The 22,248-nt window shown below is 74.2% G+C and carries 17 protein-coding genes and 1 pseudogene; 14 read left to right on the forward strand and 4 right to left on the reverse strand.

From position 1 onward, the window contains the following. Nucleotides 1-28 precede the first annotated feature (28 nt). The 4 genes and pseudogenes from ACGF0D_RS09125 (at nucleotide 29) to ACGF0D_RS09140 (ending at nucleotide 4,874) form a co-directional block, all read left to right on the forward strand. Nucleotides 29-922, forward strand: coding sequence for a biotin--[acetyl-CoA-carboxylase] ligase (locus ACGF0D_RS09125; RefSeq protein WP_392914431.1), 894 nt, complete (start codon nucleotides 29-31; stop codon nucleotides 920-922). A 173-nt stretch (nucleotides 923-1,095) separates the two neighbouring features. Next, nucleotides 1,096-2,220 (forward strand): adenylate/guanylate cyclase domain-containing protein, encoded by a 1,125-nt coding sequence (locus ACGF0D_RS09130; protein ID WP_392914432.1) that lies wholly within the window; start codon nucleotides 1,096-1,098, stop codon nucleotides 2,218-2,220. 383 nt (nucleotides 2,221-2,603) lie between these two features. Next, a pseudogene (locus ACGF0D_RS09135) lies at nucleotides 2,604-3,761 on the forward strand (diguanylate cyclase domain-containing protein); the annotation flags it as partial. Nucleotides 3,762-4,523: 762 nt separating this feature from the next. After that, nucleotides 4,524-4,874 carry a hypothetical protein gene (locus ACGF0D_RS09140; protein WP_392914433.1) on the forward strand — a complete coding sequence of 117 codons (351 nt, stop codon included), beginning with the start codon at nucleotides 4,524-4,526 and terminating at the stop codon, nucleotides 4,872-4,874. On the opposite strand, the gene ACGF0D_RS09145 is transcribed toward ACGF0D_RS09140, so the two are convergent. Further along, nucleotides 4,837-5,457, reverse strand: a complete 621-nt coding sequence (locus ACGF0D_RS09145) for a TetR/AcrR family transcriptional regulator (RefSeq protein ID WP_392914434.1) — start codon at nucleotides 5,455-5,457, stop codon at nucleotides 4,837-4,839. The genes ACGF0D_RS09140 and ACGF0D_RS09145 overlap by 38 nt on opposite strands. A gap of 122 nt (nucleotides 5,458-5,579) precedes the next feature. Here ACGF0D_RS09145 and ACGF0D_RS09150 point away from each other — a divergent pair, with 122 nt between their 5' ends. Together ACGF0D_RS09150 and hutH are read left to right on the forward strand one after the other, a co-directional pair. Then, nucleotides 5,580-6,746, forward strand: a complete 1,167-nt coding sequence (locus ACGF0D_RS09150) for a macrolide family glycosyltransferase (RefSeq protein WP_392914446.1) — start codon at nucleotides 5,580-5,582, stop codon at nucleotides 6,744-6,746. A 114-nt stretch (nucleotides 6,747-6,860) separates the two neighbouring features. Continuing rightward, a complete protein-coding gene (hutH, locus tag ACGF0D_RS09155; RefSeq protein ID WP_392867035.1) occupies nucleotides 6,861-8,438 on the forward strand; it encodes a histidine ammonia-lyase in 1,578 nt (525 codons plus the stop codon). Between the two features lie 31 nt (nucleotides 8,439-8,469). On the opposite strand, the gene ACGF0D_RS09160 is transcribed toward hutH, so the two are convergent. Continuing rightward, a complete protein-coding gene (locus tag ACGF0D_RS09160) occupies nucleotides 8,470-8,904 on the reverse strand; it encodes a hypothetical protein (RefSeq protein WP_392914435.1) in 435 nt (144 codons plus the stop codon). Between the two features lie 253 nt (nucleotides 8,905-9,157). On the opposite strand from ACGF0D_RS09160, the gene ACGF0D_RS09165 reads away from it, so the two are divergent. The 6 genes from ACGF0D_RS09165 to hutI all read left to right on the forward strand — a co-directional run bounded on the left by ACGF0D_RS09165 (nucleotide 9,158) and on the right by hutI (nucleotide 16,141). Then, entirely contained in the window at nucleotides 9,158-10,027 is an 870-nt protein-coding gene (locus ACGF0D_RS09165) for a MurR/RpiR family transcriptional regulator (RefSeq protein WP_392914436.1), read from the forward strand. A gap of 62 nt (nucleotides 10,028-10,089) precedes the next feature. Continuing rightward, entirely contained in the window at nucleotides 10,090-10,410 is a 321-nt protein-coding gene (locus tag ACGF0D_RS09170) for a hypothetical protein (protein ID WP_392914437.1), read from the forward strand. Nucleotides 10,411-10,697: 287 nt separating this feature from the next. Then, entirely contained in the window at nucleotides 10,698-12,371 is a 1,674-nt protein-coding gene (hutU, locus tag ACGF0D_RS09175) for a urocanate hydratase (RefSeq protein WP_392914447.1), read from the forward strand. A 17-nt stretch (nucleotides 12,372-12,388) separates the two neighbouring features. Continuing rightward, nucleotides 12,389-13,570, forward strand: coding sequence for an allantoate amidohydrolase (locus ACGF0D_RS09180; RefSeq protein WP_392868730.1), 1,182 nt, complete (start codon nucleotides 12,389-12,391; stop codon nucleotides 13,568-13,570). Beyond that, nucleotides 13,567-14,919 (forward strand): formimidoylglutamate deiminase, encoded by a 1,353-nt coding sequence (locus ACGF0D_RS09185; protein WP_392914448.1) that lies wholly within the window; start codon nucleotides 13,567-13,569, stop codon nucleotides 14,917-14,919. The genes ACGF0D_RS09180 and ACGF0D_RS09185 overlap by 4 nt, the downstream gene beginning before the upstream one ends. 37 nt (nucleotides 14,920-14,956) lie before the next feature. Continuing rightward, nucleotides 14,957-16,141, forward strand: a complete 1,185-nt coding sequence (hutI, locus tag ACGF0D_RS09190; protein WP_392914438.1) for an imidazolonepropionase — start codon at nucleotides 14,957-14,959, stop codon at nucleotides 16,139-16,141. A gap of 51 nt (nucleotides 16,142-16,192) precedes the next feature. Here hutI and ACGF0D_RS09195 read toward each other — a convergent pair whose 3' ends face one another. Then, the gene (locus ACGF0D_RS09195; RefSeq protein WP_392914439.1) at nucleotides 16,193-18,220 is read right to left on the reverse strand and encodes a prolyl oligopeptidase family serine peptidase; all 2,028 of its coding nucleotides are present in this window, start codon (nucleotides 18,218-18,220) and stop codon (nucleotides 16,193-16,195) included. A 155-nt stretch (nucleotides 18,221-18,375) separates the two neighbouring features. Continuing rightward, the gene (locus ACGF0D_RS09200; RefSeq protein WP_392914440.1) at nucleotides 18,376-19,899 is read right to left on the reverse strand and encodes a peptide MFS transporter; all 1,524 of its coding nucleotides are present in this window, start codon (nucleotides 19,897-19,899) and stop codon (nucleotides 18,376-18,378) included. Nucleotides 19,900-20,228: 329 nt separating this feature from the next. Here ACGF0D_RS09200 and ACGF0D_RS09205 point away from each other — a divergent pair, with 329 nt between their 5' ends. Then, on the forward strand, nucleotides 20,229-20,903 hold the full coding sequence (locus ACGF0D_RS09205) for a response regulator transcription factor (RefSeq protein ID WP_392867016.1): 675 nt from the start codon (nucleotides 20,229-20,231) through the stop codon (nucleotides 20,901-20,903). Nucleotides 20,904-20,972: 69 nt separating this feature from the next. Continuing rightward, complete coding sequence (locus ACGF0D_RS09210; protein ID WP_392867014.1) at nucleotides 20,973-22,217, forward strand: ATP-binding protein; 1,245 nt, start codon at nucleotides 20,973-20,975, stop codon at nucleotides 22,215-22,217. Nucleotides 22,218-22,248 lie beyond the last annotated feature (31 nt).

A 22,248-nucleotide genomic window follows, 5' to 3' on the forward strand; every position in this document is an offset into this window, starting at 1 on the left:
CGTCCCGTACCCGATCTAGGGTTTCCCCATGACCGATCGCGAGACCCCCCGCCGTAGCGGGCTGCGCGGCTTCGGCCACGCCGGACCGTCGCCCTGGACCGACCTGGACCGTCCGCCGCTGGACGAGGAGGCGCTGCGCCACGACCTGCTCGTCCCGGGCGGCCTGTGGACCTCCCTGGACGTCGTCTCCGAGACCGGCTCCACCAACAGTGACCTCGCCGCCCGGGCCGCGGCGGGCACCGGACAGGGCGCGGTGCTGGTGGCCGAGGCGCAGAGCGCCGCCCGCGGCCGGCTGGACCGGCGGTGGACGGCCCCGCCCCGCTCCGGGCTGTTCCTGTCCGTGCTGCTGCGCCCCGAGGAGGTGCCGGTCGAGCGGTACGGCTGGCTGCCGATCCTGGTCGGGGTGGCCGCGGCGAGCACGCTGGGCCGGGTCGCCGGGGTCGAGGTCGGGCTGAAGTGGCCCAACGACCTCCAGGTGGAGATCGACGGCGCGGAGCGCAAGCTCGGCGGCATCCTCACCGAGCTGGCCGGCGGCGCGGTGGTGGTCGGCATGGGCCTCAACGTCTCGCTGCGCGAGCCGGAGCTGCCCGTCCCCACCGCCGCCTCGCTCGCGCTGGCCGGCGCCTCGACCACCGACCGGGGCACCCTGCTGCGCGCCCTGCTGCGCGAGTTCGCCGAGCTCTACCGGGACTGGACGGCCGCCGCGGGCGACCCGCACGCCAGTGACCTGCTGCGCGCCTACGTGGACCGCTGCAGCACGCTGGGCCGCCAGGTGAAGGTGCACCTGCCGGGCGACCGCGAGCTGGTCGGCGAGGCGGTGGCGGTGGACGGCGACGGGCGACTGGTGGTCCGTACTCCCGACGGCGTACGCCGGGCGGTCGGCGCGGGCGACGTGGTCCACGTGCGCCCCGAGCCCCGCTGAACGGCAGTCTTCACCTCCCCTTGACCCGGGCTGATGCCCCGGATCCGACGATTCCGTGCGAACATTCCACCTGGCAGCGGTGTGAGGCGCGCCACTGTCCGCCCGGGTGGCGGACGGCGCGCCCGGACACGTAGGACACGAGGCGAGTGCGGCGAGCGCACGGGGACGGACCGGTGGCAGAGGACGGCAGCAGCGGCGCGACGGCGGGCAGCAACGACCCCACGGTCGCGCTCGAACTGGAACGCCTGATCCTGGACGCGCCGCGCCGCTACACCCCGTACCAGGCGGCGCGTGCCGCCGACGTCCCGATGGAGCTGGCCACCCGGTTCTGGCGCGCCATGGGCTTCCCCGACATCGGCCAGTCCAGGGCGCTCACCGACGGCGACGTGATCGCGCTGCGGCGCCTGGCCGGCCTGGTGGAGTCCGGGCTGCTCAGCGAGTCGATGGCGATCCAGGTGGCCCGGTCCACCGGCCAGACCACGGCCCGGCTGGCCGGCTGGCAGATGGACACCTTCCTGGAGAACCTCACCCAGTCCGTCGAGCCCGGGCTGACCCGCGCCGACGTCGCGTACCCGCTGGTCGAGCTGCTGCTGCCGGAGCTGGAGCAGTTCCTGGTGTACGTCTGGCGGCGCCAGCTGGCGGCGGTCACCGGCCGGGTGGTGCAGGCCGCCGAGGACAACGAGATCACCAGCGGGCGGCTCGCCGTCGGCTTCGCCGACCTGGTCGGCTTCACCCGGTTGTCCCGGCGGCTGGAGGAGGAGGAGCTCGGCGAGCTGGTCGAGACCTTCGAGAACACCTGTTCGGACCTGATCGCCGGCCAGGGCGGCCGGGTGATCAAGACCCTCGGCGACGAGATCCTCTACGTCTCCGAGGACCCGGCGACCGCCGCCGAGATCGCGCTGAGCCTGATCGAGGCGCTGGCCGGGGACGAGACCATCCCGCCGCTGCGGGTCGGCATGGCCTTCGGCACGGTCACCTCGCGGATGGGCGACGTCTTCGGCACCACCGTCAACCTGGCCAGCCGGCTCACCTCGATCGCGCCCAAGGACGCCGTGCTGATCGACGGCGAGTTCGCCGCCGCGCTGGAGCAGAACGGCAGCGTCGCCCCGGCCGACTCGGAGGGGCCCGGCCTGGCCGAGGCGCTGTCGGCCGCGGCCGGGATGCCCGCCTCCGGACTGCCGATGCCGGCCCCGGACACCGGGGCCCGCTTCCACCTGCAGCCGATGTGGCGGCGGCCGGTGCGGGGGCTCGGGCTGGTCGAGCCGTGGCTGCTCACCCGGCGGCTGAAGGCCGAATAGCGGCCCGCCGGCGGGGAAGGCGTGCGGGTGGAGGAAGCCGTCCGCGGTGCGGTCGTTCGCGGGTGCGCCTCCCCGTGGTGGGTTCGGTCCTCCGGGCGCCGTACGGGTGGGGCCCGGGCGGCGGGCGTTCCGACGGCGCCGCGGTCCGTCCGGGCAAACAGGGCATAACCGAACGAAACCGCCATAGTCTTGGTGCAAGCGGCCGGTCGGGTGCGGCCGGCCGACGGGGGTCTGGCAGGACCGAGCACAGGGAGCGAGGCGAGCCGGTGAGCAGTGAGGCGATCATGACGGACCGCGGCTGCGACTGCGACCGCGGCGGGCCGCGGCACCCCGAGCCGCTGCCCGACCTGAGGCTGCAGTCCGTGGTCGAGCTGGCCCAGGACATGGCCGCCGCACTCACCCCGCTGGAGGCCGTCCGGGCCGCCGCCGCCCGTGCCACCGAGGCGCTCGGCGCCACCATGGCCGCCGTCTCGGTCTGGGACCGCGAGTCCGGCCGGCTGCGGGTCCTGGTCAACCACGGCGAGCTCGCCCCGGGCGAGGAGGAACTGCCCGAGGACGAGTCGTACCCGGTCGCCGACTTCCCCGAGATCGTCACGTACCTGGAGGAGCGCTGGACCACCGGGCGGCTGCCGCGCGCCTGGCTGCAGAGCGCCGAGAACAGCGAGCCGCACGCCGGGCACGCGCACCCGACCGCCGGCGCGTACTGCCAGGAGCGCGCCGCGGCGCTGCGCCGGCGCGGGCGGGCCTGCTGCGTGGTCGCGCCGATCGTGCTGCACGGCCAGGCCTGGGGCGAGCTGTACCTCGCCCGGTCCGCCGGGATGCCCGAGTTCACCGAGGCCGACGCCGACTACGCGACGCTGCTCGCCGCCCAGGTCTCGGCCGGGCTGGCGCAGACCGAGCGCCTCGCCGACCTGCGCCGGCTCGCCTTCTCCGACCCGCTCACCGGCCTGGCCAACCGGCGGGCCGTCGACGCCCGGCTGGAGAGCGCGCTGGAGGCGCACAACCGGGACGGCACCGTGGTCTCGCTGGTGGTCTGCGACGTCAACGGACTGAAGCGGGTCAACGACCAGCTCGGCCACGAGATGGGCGACCGGCTGCTGGAACGGTTCGCCCACCAGCTCTCGCTGGCCGCCGCCAAGCTCCCCGGCAGCCTCGCCGCGCGGCTCGGCGGCGACGAGTTCTGCCTGCTGGTGGAGGGTCAGAAGGCCGACGAGGTGGTCGCCGTCGCCGAGGAGCTGTGCGCCCGGGCGCTCGCGCTCTCCGAGGGCGAGGGCGTGGCCTGCGGGGTCGCCTCCACCGGGGACTCGATCGGGCCCGTCACCACCCCCGACCGGCTGTTCCGGCTCGCCGACGCCGCCCAGTACCGGGCCAAGGCCGCCCGGGCCGCCCACCCCGTGGTCGCCGGGCGCAGCCACGGCCCCGGCTTCTCGCCCGACCCCACGGTGCTGCTCGCCGACGCCGCCGACCCGCACCACCGGGCGGACGGGCGGCGCGCGCCGGGCGGCCGGGCCGGCGCGGGCGACCGGCGGCGGTTCCGGGGCGCCGCCCGCAGCGCCGACCCGGGGCAGCTGCTCACCGCGGTGCTCGCCTCCCTCGACCAGGCCGCCCTGACCCGGGCCGTCCACCCGGCGGACACCCTCGGCAAGCTGGTCGTGGTCGCCGAGGCCTCCGCCCGGCTGCTGGACGCCGTCGGCTGGTGGGTCTCGTACGTCCCGCCCGGCTCCCACCTGATGCGCACCTCCCAGCACGCCGTCTACCGGATGACCAGCGGCCCCAGCAGCGTCCGCGCCGAGACCCAGCGGGCCCAGATCGAGGCCCCCGACGCGGTCTTCGACCTCCGGCACTACCCGATGACCCGCCGGGCCGTCCGCGGCGGCGCCTTCGCCCTGCGGGCGGGCGCGGCCGGCAACGACCCGGCGGAGGAGGCGATGCTGGTCGTCTCCGGCTACCGGGGCATGGTCGCCGCCGGCGGCCAGAACCCGGCGGGCGGCTGGCTGGTGGAGCTCTTCGCCGACGACGCCACCCTGCCGCTGGGCCAGGCCGCCTGCGCCATGCGCGCCCTGGTCTCGGTCGCCCTGTCGGGGCCGGCCTCGCCGCCGGTGGTGTGAGGCGGGCGGCTCGCCCTGAGGCCCGCCGGCCGGTGGCCCCGGTCCGGGTCCGGCTCCGGGTCCGGCCGCCGCCGTGTGCGGATTCGGTGACGGGGGTGTCCCGGGCGGGTCGCGGTCGGCGCCCGGGGGATGCCAGGGGCGGGCGGGGTGGTGGAAGGTGGGGCGACGGTTTTCCGGGGAACGGGGGGTTCGGCCGTGGGTGGACGGTGGGCGGGTGCGGCGGTGGCCGGGGTGCTGGTGCTCGGGGGCGCGGTGGCGGGGGCCGCCCCGGCGTCGGCGGTGCCGGCGGCGCGGACGGCCGGGGCGGTGCGGACGGCGCCCGAGCGGGCGCCTCAGCCGCGGGCCTCCGAGGCGGCGCACCGGATCACGGAGTCCACGCTGTCCGTGTCGAAGTCGAGGAAGCGCACGGTGCGGCACGGCTCCCACGGCGGGTTCGGCGGGCTGTTCACCTGGTTCGGCGTCGTCCTGCTGCTCTGCGTGTTGGCCGTGGTGCTGGCGGTGTTCTGGTTCAGGCGTCGGAGCCGGCTCCGTTCACAGGCGGGTTGAGGGCCCGTAGGGCGGCGTCGACCAGGCGGTCGGCGTGCTCGTGGGTGAGCGGGCCGAGCCGGTACTGCCAGCGGTAGTAGATCGGGCCGTAGACCAGTTCGACGGCCAGGTCGAGGTCGGCGTCGGCGGCGATCTGGCCGGCCTCGCGGGCGCTGCGCAGGCGGTCGCGGGTGACCGCCAGCAGGGGGTCCAGCAGGCGGGTGCGGTACTCGGTGTGCAGCGCCGGGTCGTTGAGGATCTCGGCGACGATCGCCCGGTAGGTGCGGTCGGTGCCCGGGTCGCGGAGCTCGTCGCTGGTGGGGCGCAGGACGGCGCGGAGGTCGGCGGCGAGGTCGCCGGTGTCGGGGAGGGCGAGGCCGCCGTCGTGCTCGCCGACGGCGAGGAAGGCGTCGAAGACGACGGCGCCCTTCGAGGGCCACCACCGGTAGATGGTCTGCTTGCCGACGCCGGCCCGGGCGGCGATCGCCTCGATGGTCAGCTTGCCGTAGCCGACTTCGGCGACGAGTTCGGTGGCGGCGGCGAGGACGGCGGCGCGGGCGCGCTCGCTGCGGCGGGCGGGGTCGGGGGCGGTTCTGGAAGCCATGGGGAAAAGTCTATGCGGAATGACGAGACGAGACGTATTGTCTTCTCAAGACATGCGAGACGGAACGTCTCGTCTCATTCGCTATCCCGGAGGTGCCCGTGAACCGCCCCGCACACATCCTGATGGTCTCCGTACCGGCCCACGGGCACGTCAACCCGAGCCTCGCCGTGATCGCCGAGCTGGTCGCCCGGGGCCACCGGGTCAGCTACCTCAACGACCCCTCCTTCCGCGAGACCGTCGAGTCCACCGGAGCCGCCCTCGTCCCGTACCCGACGAAGCTGCCGCTCACCGACGACCCCGGCGGCTGGCCGGTGGACCCGGTGGCGATCCAGGACGCCTTCCTGGACGACACGCTGGCAGCGTGGTCCGTCCTGCTGGAGGCTTTCGAGGACGACCGCCCCGACCTGGTGCTCTACGACATCGCGGGCTTCGCCGGCCGGGCGCTCGGCGAGCGGCTGGGGGTGCCGGTGGTGCAGCTGTCGTCCACCTTCGTCGGCTGGGAGGGCGTCGAGGAGGACATGGCCGAGGTCTTCGAGGCGATCCGCACCGGCCCCGGCGGCCCCGAGCACCACCGCCGGTTCGCCGACTGGCTGGTTGAGGCCGGCGCGGTGCAGCGCGACGTGGAGGCCTTCAAGGGCCGTCCGGAGCGGGCGATCGCGCTCGTCCCGCGCGCCCTGCAGCCCAACGCCGACCGGGTCGACGAACAGCGGATCAGCTTCGTCGGGCCCTGCTTCGGCGACCGCGCCCACCAGGGGCGGTGGCAGCGGCCGGCCGGCGCGGAGAAGGTGCTGCTGGTCTCGCTGGGTTCGGCGTTCACCCACCACCCGGCGTTCTACCGCGCCTGCGTCCAGGCCTTCGGCGACCTGCCGGGCTGGCACACGGTGCTGCAGATCGGCGCGCACACGGACCCGGCCGAGCTCGGCGAGGTGCCGGACACCGTCGAGGTGCACCGGTGGGTGCCGCAGCTGTCCGTGCTCTCCCAGGCGGACGCCTTCGTCACCCACGCGGGCATGGGCGGATCCAGCGAGGGGCTGTTCCACGCGGTGCCGATGATCGCGGTGCCGCAGGCCGTCGACCAGTTCGCCAACGCGGACGCTCTGGTGGGCCTCGGTGTCGCCCGCCGGCTGGACACCGAGCAGGCCACCCCGGAGGCGCTGCGCGCGGCGCTGCTGGAGCTGGTCGGCGACCCGGCGGTGGCCGAGCGGCTGCGGGGGCTGTCCGCCGCCGGGCGGGCCGAGGGCGGCACCGTCCGGGCGGTCGACCTGATCGAGGCGGAACTCGTGAAGTGAGTGCGGGGCCGACGGGGGCCACGGCGTGCGATGTCGATCCGGAGGGCGGAGAATCCGGATGGCGAGCACCTGTTGTCATATCTTCATTCACCTGATGTGATGGTGTATATGGATATGCACAGTGCTGTGGCCCCCGACGCTCCGCTGGTCCTGGTCGGCAAGGCCGACGTCAGCGCCGAGGACGTCCTGTCCGTCGCCCGGGGCGACGCCCGGGTCGAGATCGGCCCCGACGCGCAGGCCGAGATGGCGGCCGCCCGCGCGCGGATCGACGCCCTCGCGGCCGAGCCGCGTCCCGTCTACGGCGTGTCGACCGGCTTCGGCGCGCTCGCCGTGCGCCACATCAGCCCCGAACTGCGCGCCCAGCTGCAGCGGTCGCTGGTGCGCTCGCACGCCGCCGGCATGGGGCCCGCGGTCGAGCGCGAGGTGGTCCGCGCGCTGATGTTCCTGCGGATGAAGACGCTGGCCTCCGGCCGCACCGGCGTCCGGCCGCTGGTCGCGCAGACCATGGCCGCCCTGCTCAACGCGGGCATCACCCCGGTGGTGCGGGAGTTCGGCTCGCTCGGCTGCTCCGGCGACCTCGCGCCGCTCTCGCACTGCGCACTGGTCCTGATGGGCGAAGGCACCGCCACCGGCCCGGACGGCGTGGAGAAGCCCGCCGCCGAACTGCTCGCCGCCGCCGGGATAGCGCCGGTCGAGCTGCTGGAGAAGGAGGGCCTCGCCCTCATCAACGGCACCGACGGCATGCTCGGCATGCTGGTGATGGCCATCGCCGACCTCCAGCGGCTGTTCACCACCGCCGACATCACCGCGGCGATGAGCCTGGAGGCGCTGCTCGGCACCGACAAGGTGCTCGCCCCCGAACTGCACGCCCCGATCCGCCCGCACCCGGGCCAGGCGCTCAGCGCCGCCAACATGCTCGCCGTCCTCAAGGGCTCCGGCCTCACCGGCCACCACCAGGACGACGCCCCGCGCGTCCAGGACGCCTACTCGATCCGCTGTGCCCCGCAGGTCGCCGGTGCCGGCCGGGACACCCTGGCGCACGCCCGGCTGGTCGCCGACCGCGAGCTGGCCGCCTCGGTCGACAACCCGGTGGTGCTGCCGGACGGCCGGGTGGAGTCCAACGGCAACTTCCACGGCGCCCCCGTCGCGTACGTGCTGGACTTCCTCGCCATCGCCGCCGCCGACCTCGGCTCGATCTCCGAGCGCCGCACCGACCGGCTGCTCGACAAGGCCCGCTCGCACGGCCTGCCGGCCTTCCTGGCCGACGACCCGGGCGTGGACTCCGGCCTGATGATCGCCCAGTACACCCAGGCGGCGCTGGTCAGCGAGAACAAGCGGCTCGCCGTCCCGGCCTCGGTCGACTCGATCCCCTCCTCCGCGATGCAGGAGGACCACGTGTCGATGGGCTGGTCGGCCGCGCGCAAGCTGCGCCAGGCGGTGGCCAACCTCGGCCGCATCCTGGCCGTCGAACTCACCGCGTCCGCCCGCGCGCTGGAGATCCGTCAGCAGGCCGACGGGGTCGCCGGGCTCGCCCCGGCCACCGCGGCCGCGCTGGCCGCCGCCCGGGAGGCGGGGGTCGGCGGCGCCGGCCGCGACCGCTTCCTCTCGCCGGACCTGGAGGCGGCCGCCGAGCTGGTCGCCTCCGGCGCGCTGGTGCGGGCGGTCGAGCGGGTCACCGGCCCGCTGGCCTGAGCCGGTGCCGCCGCCGCGGGGTGACCGGGGCTCAGTCCCAGTCCCCCCGCGGGCGGCGGTCCCGCTCGTCCCGGCGGTCGCGGCGGTTGCCCAGCGCGGCCGCGAAGTTGACCCCGACGATGCCCGCCCAGCAGGCCAGCAGGCCGGCGAAGCCACCGGTCTCGGGGTTGCCGGCGATCGCGGTCAGCGGGATGCCGAGAGCGAGCGAGACCACCGCCAGCCGGTTGCCGGCCCGGCCGGAGGCCGACGGGCGGTCGCGGTCCCGGCGCCCGCCCCGGCCCCGGTGGGACGGCTCGTAGTCGTCCATCCGCTCGGCCACCGACCGGTCGACCCGGGCGTCCAGCCGGGCGTCGAGCCGCTTCACGAAGGAGTCGACGAGTGCGTCCTCGTACTCCTTGCCGAGCTCCTTGCGGGCCTGGAGGGTGGCGTCGAGGTCGCGCCGCAGTTCGTCCTGACGAGTGTCCATGGAGCAAGCGTGAGGCCGCCGGGACGTCCGGTCCATCCGTTCGCGGGAGGAATCCGGGCGGGCTCAGGGACAAATCAGGGTTCCCCCAAGGGGCGCCCCGAACCCGGCGGGGCCGCCGGACCGCCGCGGCTCCCGAACCAACCGAACCGCGGGACGTCTCACCGGACGTCCCGCCGTACGAGACGTCTTTGCCAGCCGCGGCCCGCTCCTGCACAGTCGTCGTCCGAACCGCTCGCACCCGGAGGTACCGCTGATGACCGCCACCGACGAGACCGGCAGCGTCGGACCCTCCGCCCGGCTGCTCCAGCTGTTCGAAGGGCACCGGCTGACGCCGACCCAGCGCCGGATCGCCCACTCGCTGGTGCGGCACGCCACCGAGGCGCCGTTCCTGTCCAGCGTGGAGGTCGCCGAACTCGCGGGCGTCAGCCAGCCGTCCGTCACCCGCTTCGCGGTCGCGCTCGGGTACGACGGCTACCCCGCGCTGCGCAAGCAGCTGCGCGAACTCGGCGGCGGCGACCAGGGCGCGCCGGAGAGCCCGGACGACGCGGTGCGCAACGAGCACCAGCAGGCCGTGCTCGCCGAGATCGCCCACCTGCGCCACCTCGCCGAACTCCTCGCCGACCCGGAGCCGATCACCCGGGCCGCCCGGCTGCTCGCCGCCTCCCGCCCGCTGCCGGTGCTCGGACTGCGGGCCGCCTCGGCGCAGGCGCGGGGCTTCGCCTACTTCGCGTCCAAGGTGCACCCGGACATCCGGCTGCTGGACGAGGGCGGCAGCATGCTCGCCGACCGGCTGGAACAGGCCCGGGCGGCCGGGGCCAGCGCGCTGCTCTGCTTCGCGCTGCCGCGCTACCCGCGGGAGCTGATGGACGCGCTGACGGTCGCCCGCGAGTGCGGGCTGACGGTGCTCACCGTGGCCGACAGCGCCTTCGCGCCGGTCGCCAAGCTGTCCGACCTGATGCTGCCGGCCGCCGTCGGCACCGGGCTGGTCTTCGACACCGCGTGCGCGCCGATGATGCTCGGCCGGGTGCTGCTGCAGTCCATGTGCGACGAACTCCCGGGCGCCGAAGCCAGGTTGGAGGCGATCGAGCAGTCCGCGGCGGCGCGCGGGCTGTTCCTGGAGTAGTGGCGGGGCGGGGGAGTAGCCGTCACGGACCCGGGCATCCCCTCCTACAGGGGGTGTCACCCATGCGCGTGATCCACGAGATGAAGTTCGTCGCCCGCCTGTCCTCCGGCGCCGACGAGTGGTCCTGCCCCACCTGCGGCCGCCGCGTCACCCTGCGGCGCCTGCCCGACCCCGAACTGACCGTCCTCGACCCGGGCGACGAGTCGGCCGTCCACGTCGGCGTCATCGAACCCGACGGCCGCGCCGCCGCGGCCGCCGAGAAGTACGGCCTCGGCCCCGTCCAGAACATCCCCCGTCCGCCGTCCCCGCCCGCCCCGGACGCCGACGACCGCCGCTGGCTCGCCGAGATCGGCATCGACTGGGACGGCGGCGCGGCGGCCTGATTCAGTCGCGGGGCGCGTACAGCGGAAGGCCAAAGGTGTCCGGCTCGGCGGGCAGCGGCAGTCTGCCGGGCCGCATGGTGATGGCCGTCATCCTGTCCTCCGCTCCCTGGTGCTGGGCCGAGTGGCTGGTGTTCGCCGGGTTCAGGCTAGCGCGGCAAGTCGACCGACGCCGTGGCTGATCGGATTGTTTCGGGGTCTGGTCGAGAATTGATTGTTTGGATATATTCAGCCGAACCAAGCTTGAATGAATCCATCCGCAGGGAGGCCGGGACATGGTGCAGCAGCAGGTGAGCGGGCCGCGTGAGGTGCGCGCGGCGCGTGGGACGGGGCTGACGGCGCAGGGGTGGCAGCAGGAGGCGGCCCTGCGGATGCTGATGAACAACCTCGATCCGGAGGTGGCCGAGCACCCGTCCAAGCTGGTGGTGTACGGCGGCACGGGCAAGGCGGCGCGGGACTGGCGGTCCTTCGACGCCATGGTGAGGACGCTGGAGGGGCTGAAGCAGGACGAGACCATGCTGGTCCAGTCCGGCCGCCCGGTCGGCGTGATGCAGACCCACGAGTGGGCGCCCCGGGTGCTGATCGCCAACTCCAACCTGGTCGGCGACTGGGCCAACTGGGAGGAGTTCCGCCGTCTGGAGAGCCTCGGGCTCACCATGTACGGGCAGATGACCGCCGGCTCGTGGATCTACATCGGCACCCAGGGCATCCTCCAGGGCACCTACGAGACCTTCGCCGCCGTCGCCAACAAGCGGTACGACGGCTCGCTGGAGGGCACCATCACCCTCACCGCCGGCCTCGGCGGGATGGGCGGCGCCCAGCCGCTGGCCGTCACCATGAACGGCGGCGTGGCGATCTGCATCGACTGCGACCCGTCCCGGATCTCCCGCCGGATCGAGCACCGCTACCTGGACGTCGAGGCCAAGGACCTCTCCCACGCGCTGGAGCTCGCCACCGCGGCCCGCGACAGGAAGCAGCCGCTCTCCATCGGCGTGCTGGGCAACGCCGCCGAGCTGGTCCCGCAGCTGCTCGCGATGGACGCGCCGATCGACATCGTCACCGACCAGACCAGCGCCCACGACCCGCTCAGCTACCTGCCGGTCGGCGTGGCCTTCGAGGACATGGCGGACTACGCCGCCGCCAAGCCCGCCGAGTTCACCCTGCGGGCGCGCGAGTCGATGGCCCGGCACGTCGAGGCGATGGTCGGCTTCTTGGACCGCGGCTCCGAGGTCTTCGACTACGGCAACTCGATCCGCGGCGAGGCCCAACTGGCCGGCTACGACCGCGCCTTCGCCTTCCCGGGCTTCGTCCCGGCGTACATCCGCCCGCTGTTCTGCGAGGGCAAGGGCCCGTTCCGCTGGGCGGCGCTGTCCGGCGACCCGCAGGACATCCACAAGACCGACAAGGCCGTCCTCGACCTCTTCCCGGAGAACGAGTCGCTGGCCCGCTGGATCAAGATGGCCCAGGAGAAGGTGCACTTCCAGGGCCTGCCGGCGCGGATCTGCTGGCTCGGCTACGGCGAGCGCGACAAGGCCGGCGAGCGCTTCAACGACATGGTCGCCTCCGGCGAGCTGTCCGCCCCGATCGTCATCGGCCGCGACCACCTGGACTGCGGCTCGGTCGCCTCCCCGTACCGGGAGACCGAGGCGATGCTGGACGGCTCCGACGCGATCGCCGACTGGCCGCTGCTCAACGCCATGGTCAACGTGGCCTCCGGCGCCTCCTGGGTCTCCATCCACCACGGCGGCGGCGTCGGCATCGGCCGCTCGATCCACGCCGGCCAGGTCACCGTCGCCGACGGCACGGCCCTCGCCGGGGAGAAGATCCGCCGGGTGCTCACCAACGACCCGGGCATGGGCGTCATCCGGCACGTGGACGCCGGCTACGACCGGGCCGCCGAGGTCGCCGCCGAGCGTGGTGTCCACATCCCCATGAACCAGCACAGCCCCATGGGCGAGCTGTGACATCCGGGTTCGAGGAGATGTGGGCGGAGCTGCTCCCCGTGGGCCGCTCCGCCTCCTCCGGCGGCTACCGCCGCTTCGCCTGGAACTCCGCCGACGCCGAGTGCCGCGCCTGGTTCGAGGAGCAGGCCCGCGGCCGCGGCCTCGCGTACGAGCTGGACCGCAACGGCAACCAGTGGGCCTGGCTGGGCGACCCGAACGGGCAGGGGGCGGTCGTCACCGGCTCGCACCTGGACTCCGTCCCGGACGGCGGCGCCTTCGACGGCCCGCTCGGCGTGGTCTCCTCCTTCGCCGCGTTGGACGAACTGCGCTCCCGTGGCGCCGAGTTCACCAAGCCCCTGGCGATCGTCAACTTCGGCGACGAGGAGGGCGCCCGGTTCGGCGTGGCCTGCATCGGCTCCCGGCTGACCGCCGGCGTCCTCGGCCGCGAGCAGGCGTACGGGCTGCGCGACGCCGACGGCGTCCGGCTGCCCGACGCGATGGAGAAGGCCGGCTACGACCCGACCGCGATCGGCGCGGACGACGACCGGCTGGCCCGGATCGGCGCCTTCGTCGAACTCCACGTCGAGCAGGGCCGCTTCCTCGCCGAGGGGCAGCCGGTCGGCGTGGCCGGCGCGATCTGGCCGCACGGCCGCTGGCGGTTCGACTTCCACGGCGAGGCCAACCACGCCGGCACCACCCGGATCGAGGACCGCCGCGACCCGATGCTGACCTACGCCAACACGGTGCTCGCCGCCCGCAAGAAGGCCCGGCTGGCGGGCGCGCTGGCCACCTTCGGCAAGGTCGCCGTCGAGCCCAACGGCACCAACGCGATCGCCTCGCTGGTGCGCGGCTGGCTGGACTCCCGGGCGGCCGACGAGCGCACCCTCACCGCGCTGGTCGCCGAGATCGAGCAGGCCGCCGCCGAGCGCGGCGAACGCGACGGCGTCCGGGTCGAGCTGACCCGCGAGTCCTACACCCCGGTGGTGGACTTCGACGGGCCGCTGCGCGACCGGATGGCCGAGCTGCTGGACGCCCCGGTGCTGCCCACCGGCGCGGGGCACGACGCCGGCATCCTGGCCTCCGCCGTCCCGACCGCCATGCTGTTCGTGCGCAACCCCACCGGCGTCTCGCACTCCCCGGCCGAGTACGCCGAGCGGGACGACTGCCTGGCCGGGGTCGCCGCCCTCGCCGACGTACTGGAGGACCTGGCGTGTCAGTGACCACGACGACGTACTGGGCGCAGTACGCCTGGCTGCCGCACGACGACGGGCCGGCGGTCGGGCAGGACGTGCTGATCACCACCGGCCCCGGCGGGACGATCGCCGCCGTCACCCCGGACAGCGGCCCCTGCCCGCCCGGCGCCGTCCGGCTCGACGGGCTGCTGCTGCCCGGCCAGGCCAACGCCCACTCGCACGCCTTCCACCGGGCGCTGCGCGGGCACGTCCAGGTCGGCTCCGGCACCTTCTGGACCTGGCGCGACACCATGTACCGGTTCGCCGGCGCGCTGGACCCGGACCGCTACCTGGAACTCGCCACCGCCGTCTACGCCGAGATGGCGCTGGCCGGCATCACCGCCGTCGGCGAGTTCCACTACCTGCACCACGCGCCCGGCGGCGCCCGGTACACCGATCCGAACGCGATGGGCGAGGCACTGATCGAGGCCGCCGCCCGGGCCGGCATCCGGATCACCCTGCTGGACACCTGCTACCTCTCCTCCGGCTTCGGCGCCGAGCCGACCGAGCCGCAGCAGCGGTTCAGCGACGGCGACGCGCAGGCCTGGGCGGCCCGGGCGGACGCGCTCAAGCCGCGCGAGCACGCCCGGATCGGCGCCGCCATCCACTCGGTGCGGGCCGTCCCGGCCGAGCAGCTGGGCACCGTCGCGCACTGGGCGGCGACGCGCGGGGCGCCGCTGCACGTCCACCTGTCCGAGCAGACCGCCGAGAACGACGCCTGCCTGGCCGCCCACGGCGTCACCCCGACCCGGCTGCTCGCCGACCATGGCGCGCTCGGCCCGCGCACCTCGGCCGTGCACGCCACCCACCTGACCGACGAGGACGTCCGGCTGCTCACCGAATCCTCCACCACGGTCTGCATGTGCCCCACCACCGAGCGGGACCTCGCGGACGGCATCGGCCCGGCCCGCCGGCTCGCCTCGGCGGGCACCCCGATCACCCTGGGCAGCGACAGCCACGCGGTGATCGACCCGTTCGAGGAGGCCCGGGCGCTGGAGCTGGACGAGCGGCTGCGCACCCGCACCCGCGGTCACTGGACGGCCGGCGCCCTGCTGCGGGCCGGCACCGAGGACGGGCACGCCTCGCTCGGCTGGCCGGAGGCCGGACGGATCGAGGCGGGGGCGCTCGCCGACTTCACGGTGATCGCGCTGGACACCGTCCGGACGGCCGGACCGCCGCCCCGGCTCGGCGCCGAGATCGCGGTCTTCGCGGCCTCGGCGGCGGACGTGCGGCACGTGGTGGTCGGCGGCCGGCACGTCGTCCGGGACGGCGAGCACCGGCTGGTGGCCGACGTGCCGGGCGCCCTGCGCTCCGCGATCGGCGCGCTGGACCGCTGACCCAGAGATTCCCCAACTCCCCTCGGAAGGCCTCCCCTTGAACGCCAGGACCACCAGGACCACTGTGATCACGGGCATCGGCAGCCTGGTCACCAACGACCCCGGGCAGGGCGCCGGGCCGCTCGGCCTGCTGACCGACGCGGCCGTGGTGGTCGACGGCGGCACCGTCGCCTGGGTCGGCCCGGCCGCCGACGCCCCGGCGGCGGACGAGCGCTTCGACGCCGAGGGCCGGGCCCTGCTGCCCGGCTTCGTCGACTCGCACGCCCATCTGGTGTTCGCCGGCGACCGCACCGCCGAGTTCAACGCCCGGATGTCCGGGCAGTCGTACACGGCGGGCGGCATCCGGACCACGGTGGCGGCCACCCGGGCGGCGAGCGACGCCGAACTGGACGCCAACCTGGCCCGGTTCGTCCGGGAGGCGGTGCGCCAGGGCACCACCACCATCGAGTGCAAGTCCGGCTACGGGCTGACGGTCGAGGACGAGGCGCGCGCCCTGCGGATCGCCGCCGCGCACACCCCGGAGACCACCTACCTGGGCGCCCACGTGGTCGCCCCCGAGTACGCCGAGGACCCGGCCGGGTACGTGGACCTGGTCACCGGCGAGATGCTGGACGCCTGCGCCCCGCACGCCCGCTGGGTGGACGTGTTCTGCGAGCAGGGCGCCTTCGACGGGGAGCAGGCCCGGGCGATCCTGACCGCCGGCGTCGAGCGCGGCCTCACCCCCCGGGTGCACGCCAACCAGCTCTCGTACGGGCCCGGCGTGCAGCTGGCCGTCGAGCTGGGGGCCGCCTCGGCGGACCACTGCACCCATCTGACGGACGAGGACGTGGCGGCGCTGGCCGGCTCGCGGACGGTGGCCACCCTGCTGCCGGGGGCGGAGTTCTCCACCCGGGCCGAGTACCCGAGCGGGCGCCGGCTGCTGGACGCGGGCGCGGTGGTGGCGCTGTCCACCGACTGCAACCCGGGCTCCAGCTTCACGAGTTCGATGGCGTTCTGCATCGCGGTCGCGGTGCGGGAGATGGGGATGACCCCGGACGAGGCGGTCTGGGCGGCCACCGCGGGCGGCGCCAGGGCGCTGCGGCGCACGGACGTCGGTGTGGTCGCGCCCGGCGCGCGGGCCGACCTGCTGCTGCTGGACGCGCCCTCGCACGTCCACCTGGCGTACCGGCCGGGCGTGCCGCTGACGGCGGCGGTCTGGCGGGCGGGCGTCCGCGAGGTCTGACGGCCCGGCCGCGCAGGCCCGCCCCCCCCGGCCGGGGGGGCGGGCCTTCGTTCATGCCAGGCCCAACGAGCGCCGCAGGAAGTGCAGTTCGTGGGTCAGCAGGTGCTCCACCACCGCCTCGTCGGTGGGCTGGTGGCCGGTGGCGCGCAGCGGGAGGACCTCGTGCGGGCGGCCGGCGGCGAGCAGGGCGGCGGACAGCCGCAGGGTGTGGGCCGGGTGGACGTTGTCGTCGGCGAGCCCCTGGATCAGCAGCAGCGGGCGGCTGAGCTTCGGCGCCTCGGCGATCAGCGAGCCGCCGTCGTAGTGCTCGGGATACTCGTCGGGGTGGCCGAGGAAGCGCTCCTGCCAGTGGGTGTCGTAGAACCGCCAGTCGGTGGGGGCGGCCCCGGCGCTGGCGGCGTGGAAGACGTCCGGGCGGCGCAGCACGGCGAGGGCGGCGAGGTAGCCGCCGTAGGACCAGCCGCGGATGCCGACCCGGTCGAGGTCGAGCAGCCCGGGCCGCAGCCGGTCGGCCGCCCGCAGGCCCTCGACCTGGTCGCCGAGGGCGGGCTCCGCCTTGTCGCCGTGGATCGTCTTGTCCCAGCGCGGCCCGCGTCCGGGGGTGCCGCGGCCGTCCACGACCAGCACCGCGAAGCCCTGGTCGGCGAACCACTGGGAGACCTGGTCCCACCAGAAGCCGCCGGTGGTGGCCTTCTGCAGGGCGGGCCCGCCGTACGGGTCGAGCAGGACGGGCAGCGGGCCGTCGCCGGGGCGGTGGCCGGCGGGCAGGAAGAGCGCGGCGCGCAGTTCGCGCGGGCCGAGCCGGAGCAGTTCGGGTGCCGCGGTGCGGGCCGGCGGCTCGGCGCGGGAGGCGAGCGGGAGCGCCGGGCGGCCCTCGCGCAGGACGGTGGAGCGGCCGCCGGGGTGGCCCGGGGCGCGGGTGGTGAGCACCAGCGTGCCGCCGCGCCGCACCCCGGTGTGCAGACCGGGGCCGCCGCTCAGCCGCCGGGGGCCGGTGTCGGGTCCGTACGTCCACAGGTGGGTCTCGGTGGGCTCGTCGGAGGCGGTGAACAGCACCTGCTCGCCGTCCGTGCCGAGCACGGCGCGCAGCTGGAGCCCGGGCGGGGTGACCGGCTCGCCGTCGACGGTCAGGTGCCGGGTGTCGCCCAGGTCGGCGGTGTCCACCAGGGCGCCGCCCGCGGTGCGGGCCGGCAGGCCGGGGAGCAGTTCGATCCAGTGCGCGTCCCGCCGTTCGTCCAGCACCCGGGTGGCGCCGTCCGGTCCGATCGCCAGGGTGCGGACGGTGCGCTGGTCGCGGCTCTGCACGGCGGCGTACGGGCCGTGGGCGTCCCAGCCAGCGGCGGTGAGGTACTCGAAGGCGGCGCGGTCCCAGCGGACCTCGGTGTCCGTGCCGTCGAGGCCGAGCAGCCGCAGCGAGACCTCGGCGTTGGCGGTGCCGGCCAGCGGGTAGCGGACGGCGAGCGGTGGGCGGTGCGGGTCGGAGGGGTCGGCGAGGAAGAGGCGGGTGAGCGGGCGGTCGTCGACCCGGGTGGCCAGCAGCGCGGTGCCGTCGGGGGACCACCAGTGGCCGCGGTCCCGGTACATCTCCGCGGCGGCGACGTACTCGGCGAGCCCGTAGGCGACGTCCTCGGCCTCGGGTTCGGCGAGCGGGCGGTCGTCCGTGCCGTCGGCGCCGACCACCCGCAGGGCGCCGCCGAGGACGTAGGCGATCCGGCGGCCGGTCGGGTCGAGCCTGGGGTCCCGCGGCGGGCCGGGGACGGGGACGGCGCGGACGGTGCCGTCGGCGGTGTCGGCCAGCCACAGGGCGCCGGCCAGGGCGAAGGCGGCGAGCGTCCCGGTGGCGTCGGTGCTGTACGCGGCGATGCCCTCGTCGGCGCCGAGGGCGGCCGGGTCGGCGACCAGCCGTTCCGCGCCGGTGGCGGTGTCCAGGGCCCAGAGGCAGGCGAGCGGGTCGGTGCCGGTCCGGCCGCGCAGGAAGAGCACGGTGGCGCCGTCCGGCGAGGGCTCCGGCTGGACGGGGACGCCCAGGGTGAACCGCCGGGTGCGGGCCAGCTGACGGGGTAAGGAGGGGGTCGTCATGCCGGGCACCATAGGCACGGCCGCCGGGGCCCTGTCGAGCGTCCGACGTCCGAGCACCCGACGCCCGGGCGGCCGGGCCGGAAAAGACGACCGGGGCCGCCGTGGATCTCAGGAATCCACGGCGGCCCCGGAGTCGTGAGCCGGAGGGGGGTCGGTCAGTGCACGTCGCCCATGAGGGCCTGGACCCGCTTGCGGTACCCGAAGATGGCGAGCCCGGCGAGGACCGCGAGCGACGCCTGCATCGCGATGATGCCGGTGCCGTCGAGGCTGACGCCGGCCAGCGAGAGCAGGCTGGTGGTGCAGTCACCGGCGGTGACGGCGAGGAACCAGACGCCCATCATCTGGGAGGCGTACTTGCGCGGTGCCATCTTCGTGGTGACCGAGAGGCCGACCGGGGAGAGGCACAGCTCACCGATGGTCTGGATCAGGTAGATCGAGACCAGCCACATCGGGGAGACCATGGTGCCGCCGTCCGCCATGTTCATCGGCACGATGAAGATGAAGAACGAGGCGCCGACCAGGAGCAGGCCCATCGAGAACTTCACGATGGTGTTCGGCTCCTTGTTGCGGCGGGAGAGCCACAGCCACAGCCAGGCGAACACCGGGGCGAGCGCCATCACGAACAGCGGGTTCAGCGACTGGTACCAGGTGGCCGAGAAGCCGAAGCCGAACAGGTTGTCCGCGGTCTTCTTGTCCGCGAACAGGGAGAGGGTCGAACCGCCCTGGTCGTAGATCATCCAGAAGATGGCGGCCGCGGCGAAGAACCAGATGTACGCGGACATCTTGGACTGCTCGCCGGCGGTCAGGTCCTTGTCGCGCTTGATCCGGACCAGCACGGTCACCGGGATCAGCAGGCCGGCCACGGTGAGCGGGACGAGGGCCCAGTTCAGCGTGTAGACGCCCATCGCGACGATGGCGCCGTAGAACACGGCCGCGCCGACGACCGTGAGGGCGACCTTCTTCAGCAGGCTGTTGCGCTCCGCGGGCTTCAGCGGGTTGGGGACCTCGCTGCTACGGGGCGACAGGTGGCGGCTGCCCAGCAGGAACTGCACCAGGCCGAAGGCCATGCCGACGGCGGCGATGCCGAAGCCCAGGTGCCAGTTGTACTCCTTGCCGATCGTCCCGATGATGAACGGAGCGACGAAGGCACCGAGGTTGATGCTCATGTAGAAGACGGTGAAGCCACCGTCGCGGCGCGGGTCCTCGGGGCCGTTGTAGAGCTGGCCGACCATCGTGGAGATGTTGGCCTTCAGGAGCCCGGAGCCGACTGCGACCAGGAGCAGGCCGAGGAAGAACGCGGCCTGTCCGGGGATCGCCAGTGCGATGTGGCCGAACATGATCACGAACCCGGCGATGGCGACGGTCTTGCGGGCACCCCAGACCCGGTCACCGAACCAACCGCCGGGGTAGGCCATGAGGTAGACCATCGAGACGTAGACGGAGTAGACCGCCGTCGCCAGCGCCGCCGACTTGGCGAGGCCACCGCCCTGGCTGCCCACGGCGGCGTCGGCGCCACCGGAGACCAGGTAGTAGATCAGCAGGGCGCGCATGCCGTAGTAGGAGAAGCGCTCCCACATCTCGGTCATGAACAGGGTGGCGAGACCTCGGGGGTGACCGAGGAAGGTCTTGCCGCTGGGAGAGGCCGACGTCTTGTCGGCGTCCAGGGTCTTCGACGCCATGAATAGTTGTTCCTTGCCTGACAGCGTCCGCCTAGGGGGGTGGCGGCGGACGTGGACGAAACCACTCTACGTGGCGACATTTGGCTTTATCAGATGACAAAAGCCTTGAATCAGGTGTGGGAATGGCCATGTTGGCAACGGATCTGCCCGATCTATCGATGGTAGATGGGCGTGTCTTCCTTCGGATTCAAGATGCAAGTGGGGATTCTTCGCTGAACGGCCGGTCTGCCCTGCCGTGTTGGGCGTGATCAAGGGCTTATATAACGATCACGCTCTGTGAACTACCTCACAGGGCGTCCGGCCATACCCGGGCGGACTACCATCACCACATGACCTGTGTGCTGCTCGCCGAGGACGATCCGGCGATCTCCGAACCGCTCGCCCGGGCCCTGCGACGCGAGGGCTATGAGGTGCTCGTCCGCGAGGACGGTCCGACCGCACTGTCCGCCGGCCTCACCGAGGAGGTCGACCTCGTCGTCCTGGACCTCGGTCTGCCCGAGATGGACGGCCTGGAGGTCTGCCGTCGCCTGCGCGCCGACGGCAAGAGCTGCCCCGTCCTGGTGCTCACCGCCCGCGCCGACGAGGTGGACACCGTGGTCGGCCTGGACGCCGGCGCCGACGACTACGTCACCAAGCCCTTCCGCCTGGCCGAACTGCTCGCCCGCGTCCGGGCCCTGCTCCGCCGCGGCAACGTCGACCAGCTCACCACCGGCGCGCACGGGGTGAAGATCGACATCGAGTCCCACCGCGCCTGGCTCGGCGACGAGGAACTCACCCTCTCCGCCAAGGAGTTCGAGCTCCTGCGGGTCCTGGTCCGGGACGCCGGCCGGGTGGTCACCCGCGAGGAGATCATGCGGCAGGTCTGGGACACCACCTGGTGGACCTCCACCAAGACCCTGGACATGCACATCTCCTGGCTCCGCAAGAAGCTCGGCGACGACGCGGCCAACCCGCGCTACATCGCCACCGTGCGCGGAGTCGGGTTCCGGTTCGAGAAGAATTAGCGCCTGACGACATCGGGCCCCAGGCGGGCCCTCGGCCCGCGGCAGCGGAACACCTCGGGGAGCGGCAGCGTGAAACGCCGGATGATCAACTCGCTGCTGGGCGTCGTCCTGGTGGTGGTCGTGGTGTTCTGCGTGCCGCTCGCCCTGGTCGAGAAGCGGACCATCGTCAACTCGGCCCAGGACCGGGTGGACGCGGCCGCCGTCCGGGTGCTCGCCCTGGTCGAGAGCCGGCTCGCCGCGGGGGAGCCGGTCACCGGGCGGGCCTTCGAGAGCCAGGTCACCGAGGGCAGCTACGTCGAGGTACAGGTGCCCGGCCAGCCGGTGGTCTCCGCGGGCGAGCGCCCGGCCGGGAACCACCTGCTGAAGGCCGTCGAGCGCGGCAACAGCGGCGAGACCGTCACCGTCGAGCAGTCCCGCGAGGACGTCGACCACGAGATCGCCAACAACCTGCTGCTGCTCGGCGTGGTCGCCCTGCTGGCCGTCCAGGCCGCGGTGGCGCTCGCCGTCTGGCAGGCCAAGCGGCTCGCCCGGCCGCTCACCGACCTCGCCGAGACCGCCGAGCGGCTCGGCTCCGGCGACCCGCGCCCGCGCGACCGCCGCTACGGGGTGCCCGAACTCGACCGGGTCGCCGAGGTGCTGGACACCAGCGCCGAGCGGATCGCCCGGATGCTCACCGCCGAGCGCCGGCTCGCCGCCGACGCCTCGCACCAGCTGCGCACCCCGCTCACCGCGCTCTCCATGCGGCTGGAGGAGATCACCGCCCTCGCCGAGGAGCCGGAGACGGTCAAGGAGGAGGCGACCATCGCCCTCCAGCAGGTCGAGCGGCTCACCGACGTGGTCCAGCGGCTGCTCACCACCCAGCGCGACCCGCGCAGCCCCACCGCCGTCGCCTTCGACCTCGACGAGGTGATCAAACAGCAGGTGGAGGAGTGGGGCCCGACGCTGCGGGAACAGGGCCGGGTGCTCTCCCTGGAGGGGCTGCACGGGGTCACCGCGGTCGGCACCCCGGGGACGGTGGCCCAGGTGCTGGCCACCCTGATCGAGAACTCGCTGATGCACGGCGCCGGGACGATCACCCTGCGGGTACGGCCGTCCGGCACCTCGGTGGTGGTCGAGGTCCAGGACCAGGGCGCGGGAGTGCCGCCGGACCTCGGCAACCGGGTGTTCGAGCGCGCGGTCAGCGGACGCAACTCCACCGGCATCGGGCTGGCCGTCGCCCGCGATCTCGCGGAGGCGGACGGCGGGCGGCTCGAACTGCTCTCGCTGAAGCCGCCGGTGTTCGCGCTCTTCCTCGGGCGCAGCCACGAGGGTTAGGGCGTGTCGGGGCGCCGCCCGCGGGGGCGGG

Origin of the sequence: Kitasatospora sp. NPDC048298 (genome assembly GCF_043201465.1) — a bacterium.
Lineage (GTDB): Bacteria > Actinomycetota > Actinomycetes > Streptomycetales > Streptomycetaceae > Kitasatospora.

What these genes read in the sequence shown, in the direction of transcription:
- ACGF0D_RS09160 (WP_392914435.1), bottom strand. Translation starts at nt 8,904, where the DNA reads ATGGACACTCGTCAGGACGAACTGCGGCGCGACCTCGACGCCACCCTC.
- ACGF0D_RS09200 (WP_392914440.1), bottom strand. Translation starts at nt 19,899, where the DNA reads ATGGCGTCGAAGACCCTGGACGCCGACAAGACGTCGGCCTCTCCCAGC.
- ACGF0D_RS09180 (WP_392868730.1), top strand. Translation starts at nt 12,389, where the DNA reads ATGTGGGCGGAGCTGCTCCCCGTGGGCCGCTCCGCCTCCTCCGGCGGC.
- ACGF0D_RS09150 (WP_392914446.1), top strand. Translation starts at nt 5,580, where the DNA reads ATGGTCTCCGTACCGGCCCACGGGCACGTCAACCCGAGCCTCGCCGTG.
- ACGF0D_RS09165 (WP_392914436.1), top strand. Translation starts at nt 9,158, where the DNA reads ATGACCGCCACCGACGAGACCGGCAGCGTCGGACCCTCCGCCCGGCTG.
- hutH (WP_392867035.1), top strand. Translation starts at nt 6,861, where the DNA reads ATGCACAGTGCTGTGGCCCCCGACGCTCCGCTGGTCCTGGTCGGCAAG.
- ACGF0D_RS09125 (WP_392914431.1), top strand. Translation starts at nt 29, where the DNA reads ATGACCGATCGCGAGACCCCCCGCCGTAGCGGGCTGCGCGGCTTCGGC.
- ACGF0D_RS09145 (WP_392914434.1), bottom strand. Translation starts at nt 5,457, where the DNA reads ATGGCTTCCAGAACCGCCCCCGACCCCGCCCGCCGCAGCGAGCGCGCC.
- ACGF0D_RS09205 (WP_392867016.1), top strand. Translation starts at nt 20,229, where the DNA reads ATGACCTGTGTGCTGCTCGCCGAGGACGATCCGGCGATCTCCGAACCG.
- ACGF0D_RS09195 (WP_392914439.1), bottom strand. Translation starts at nt 18,220, where the DNA reads ATGACGACCCCCTCCTTACCCCGTCAGCTGGCCCGCACCCGGCGGTTC.
- ACGF0D_RS09170 (WP_392914437.1), top strand. Translation starts at nt 10,090, where the DNA reads ATGCGCGTGATCCACGAGATGAAGTTCGTCGCCCGCCTGTCCTCCGGC.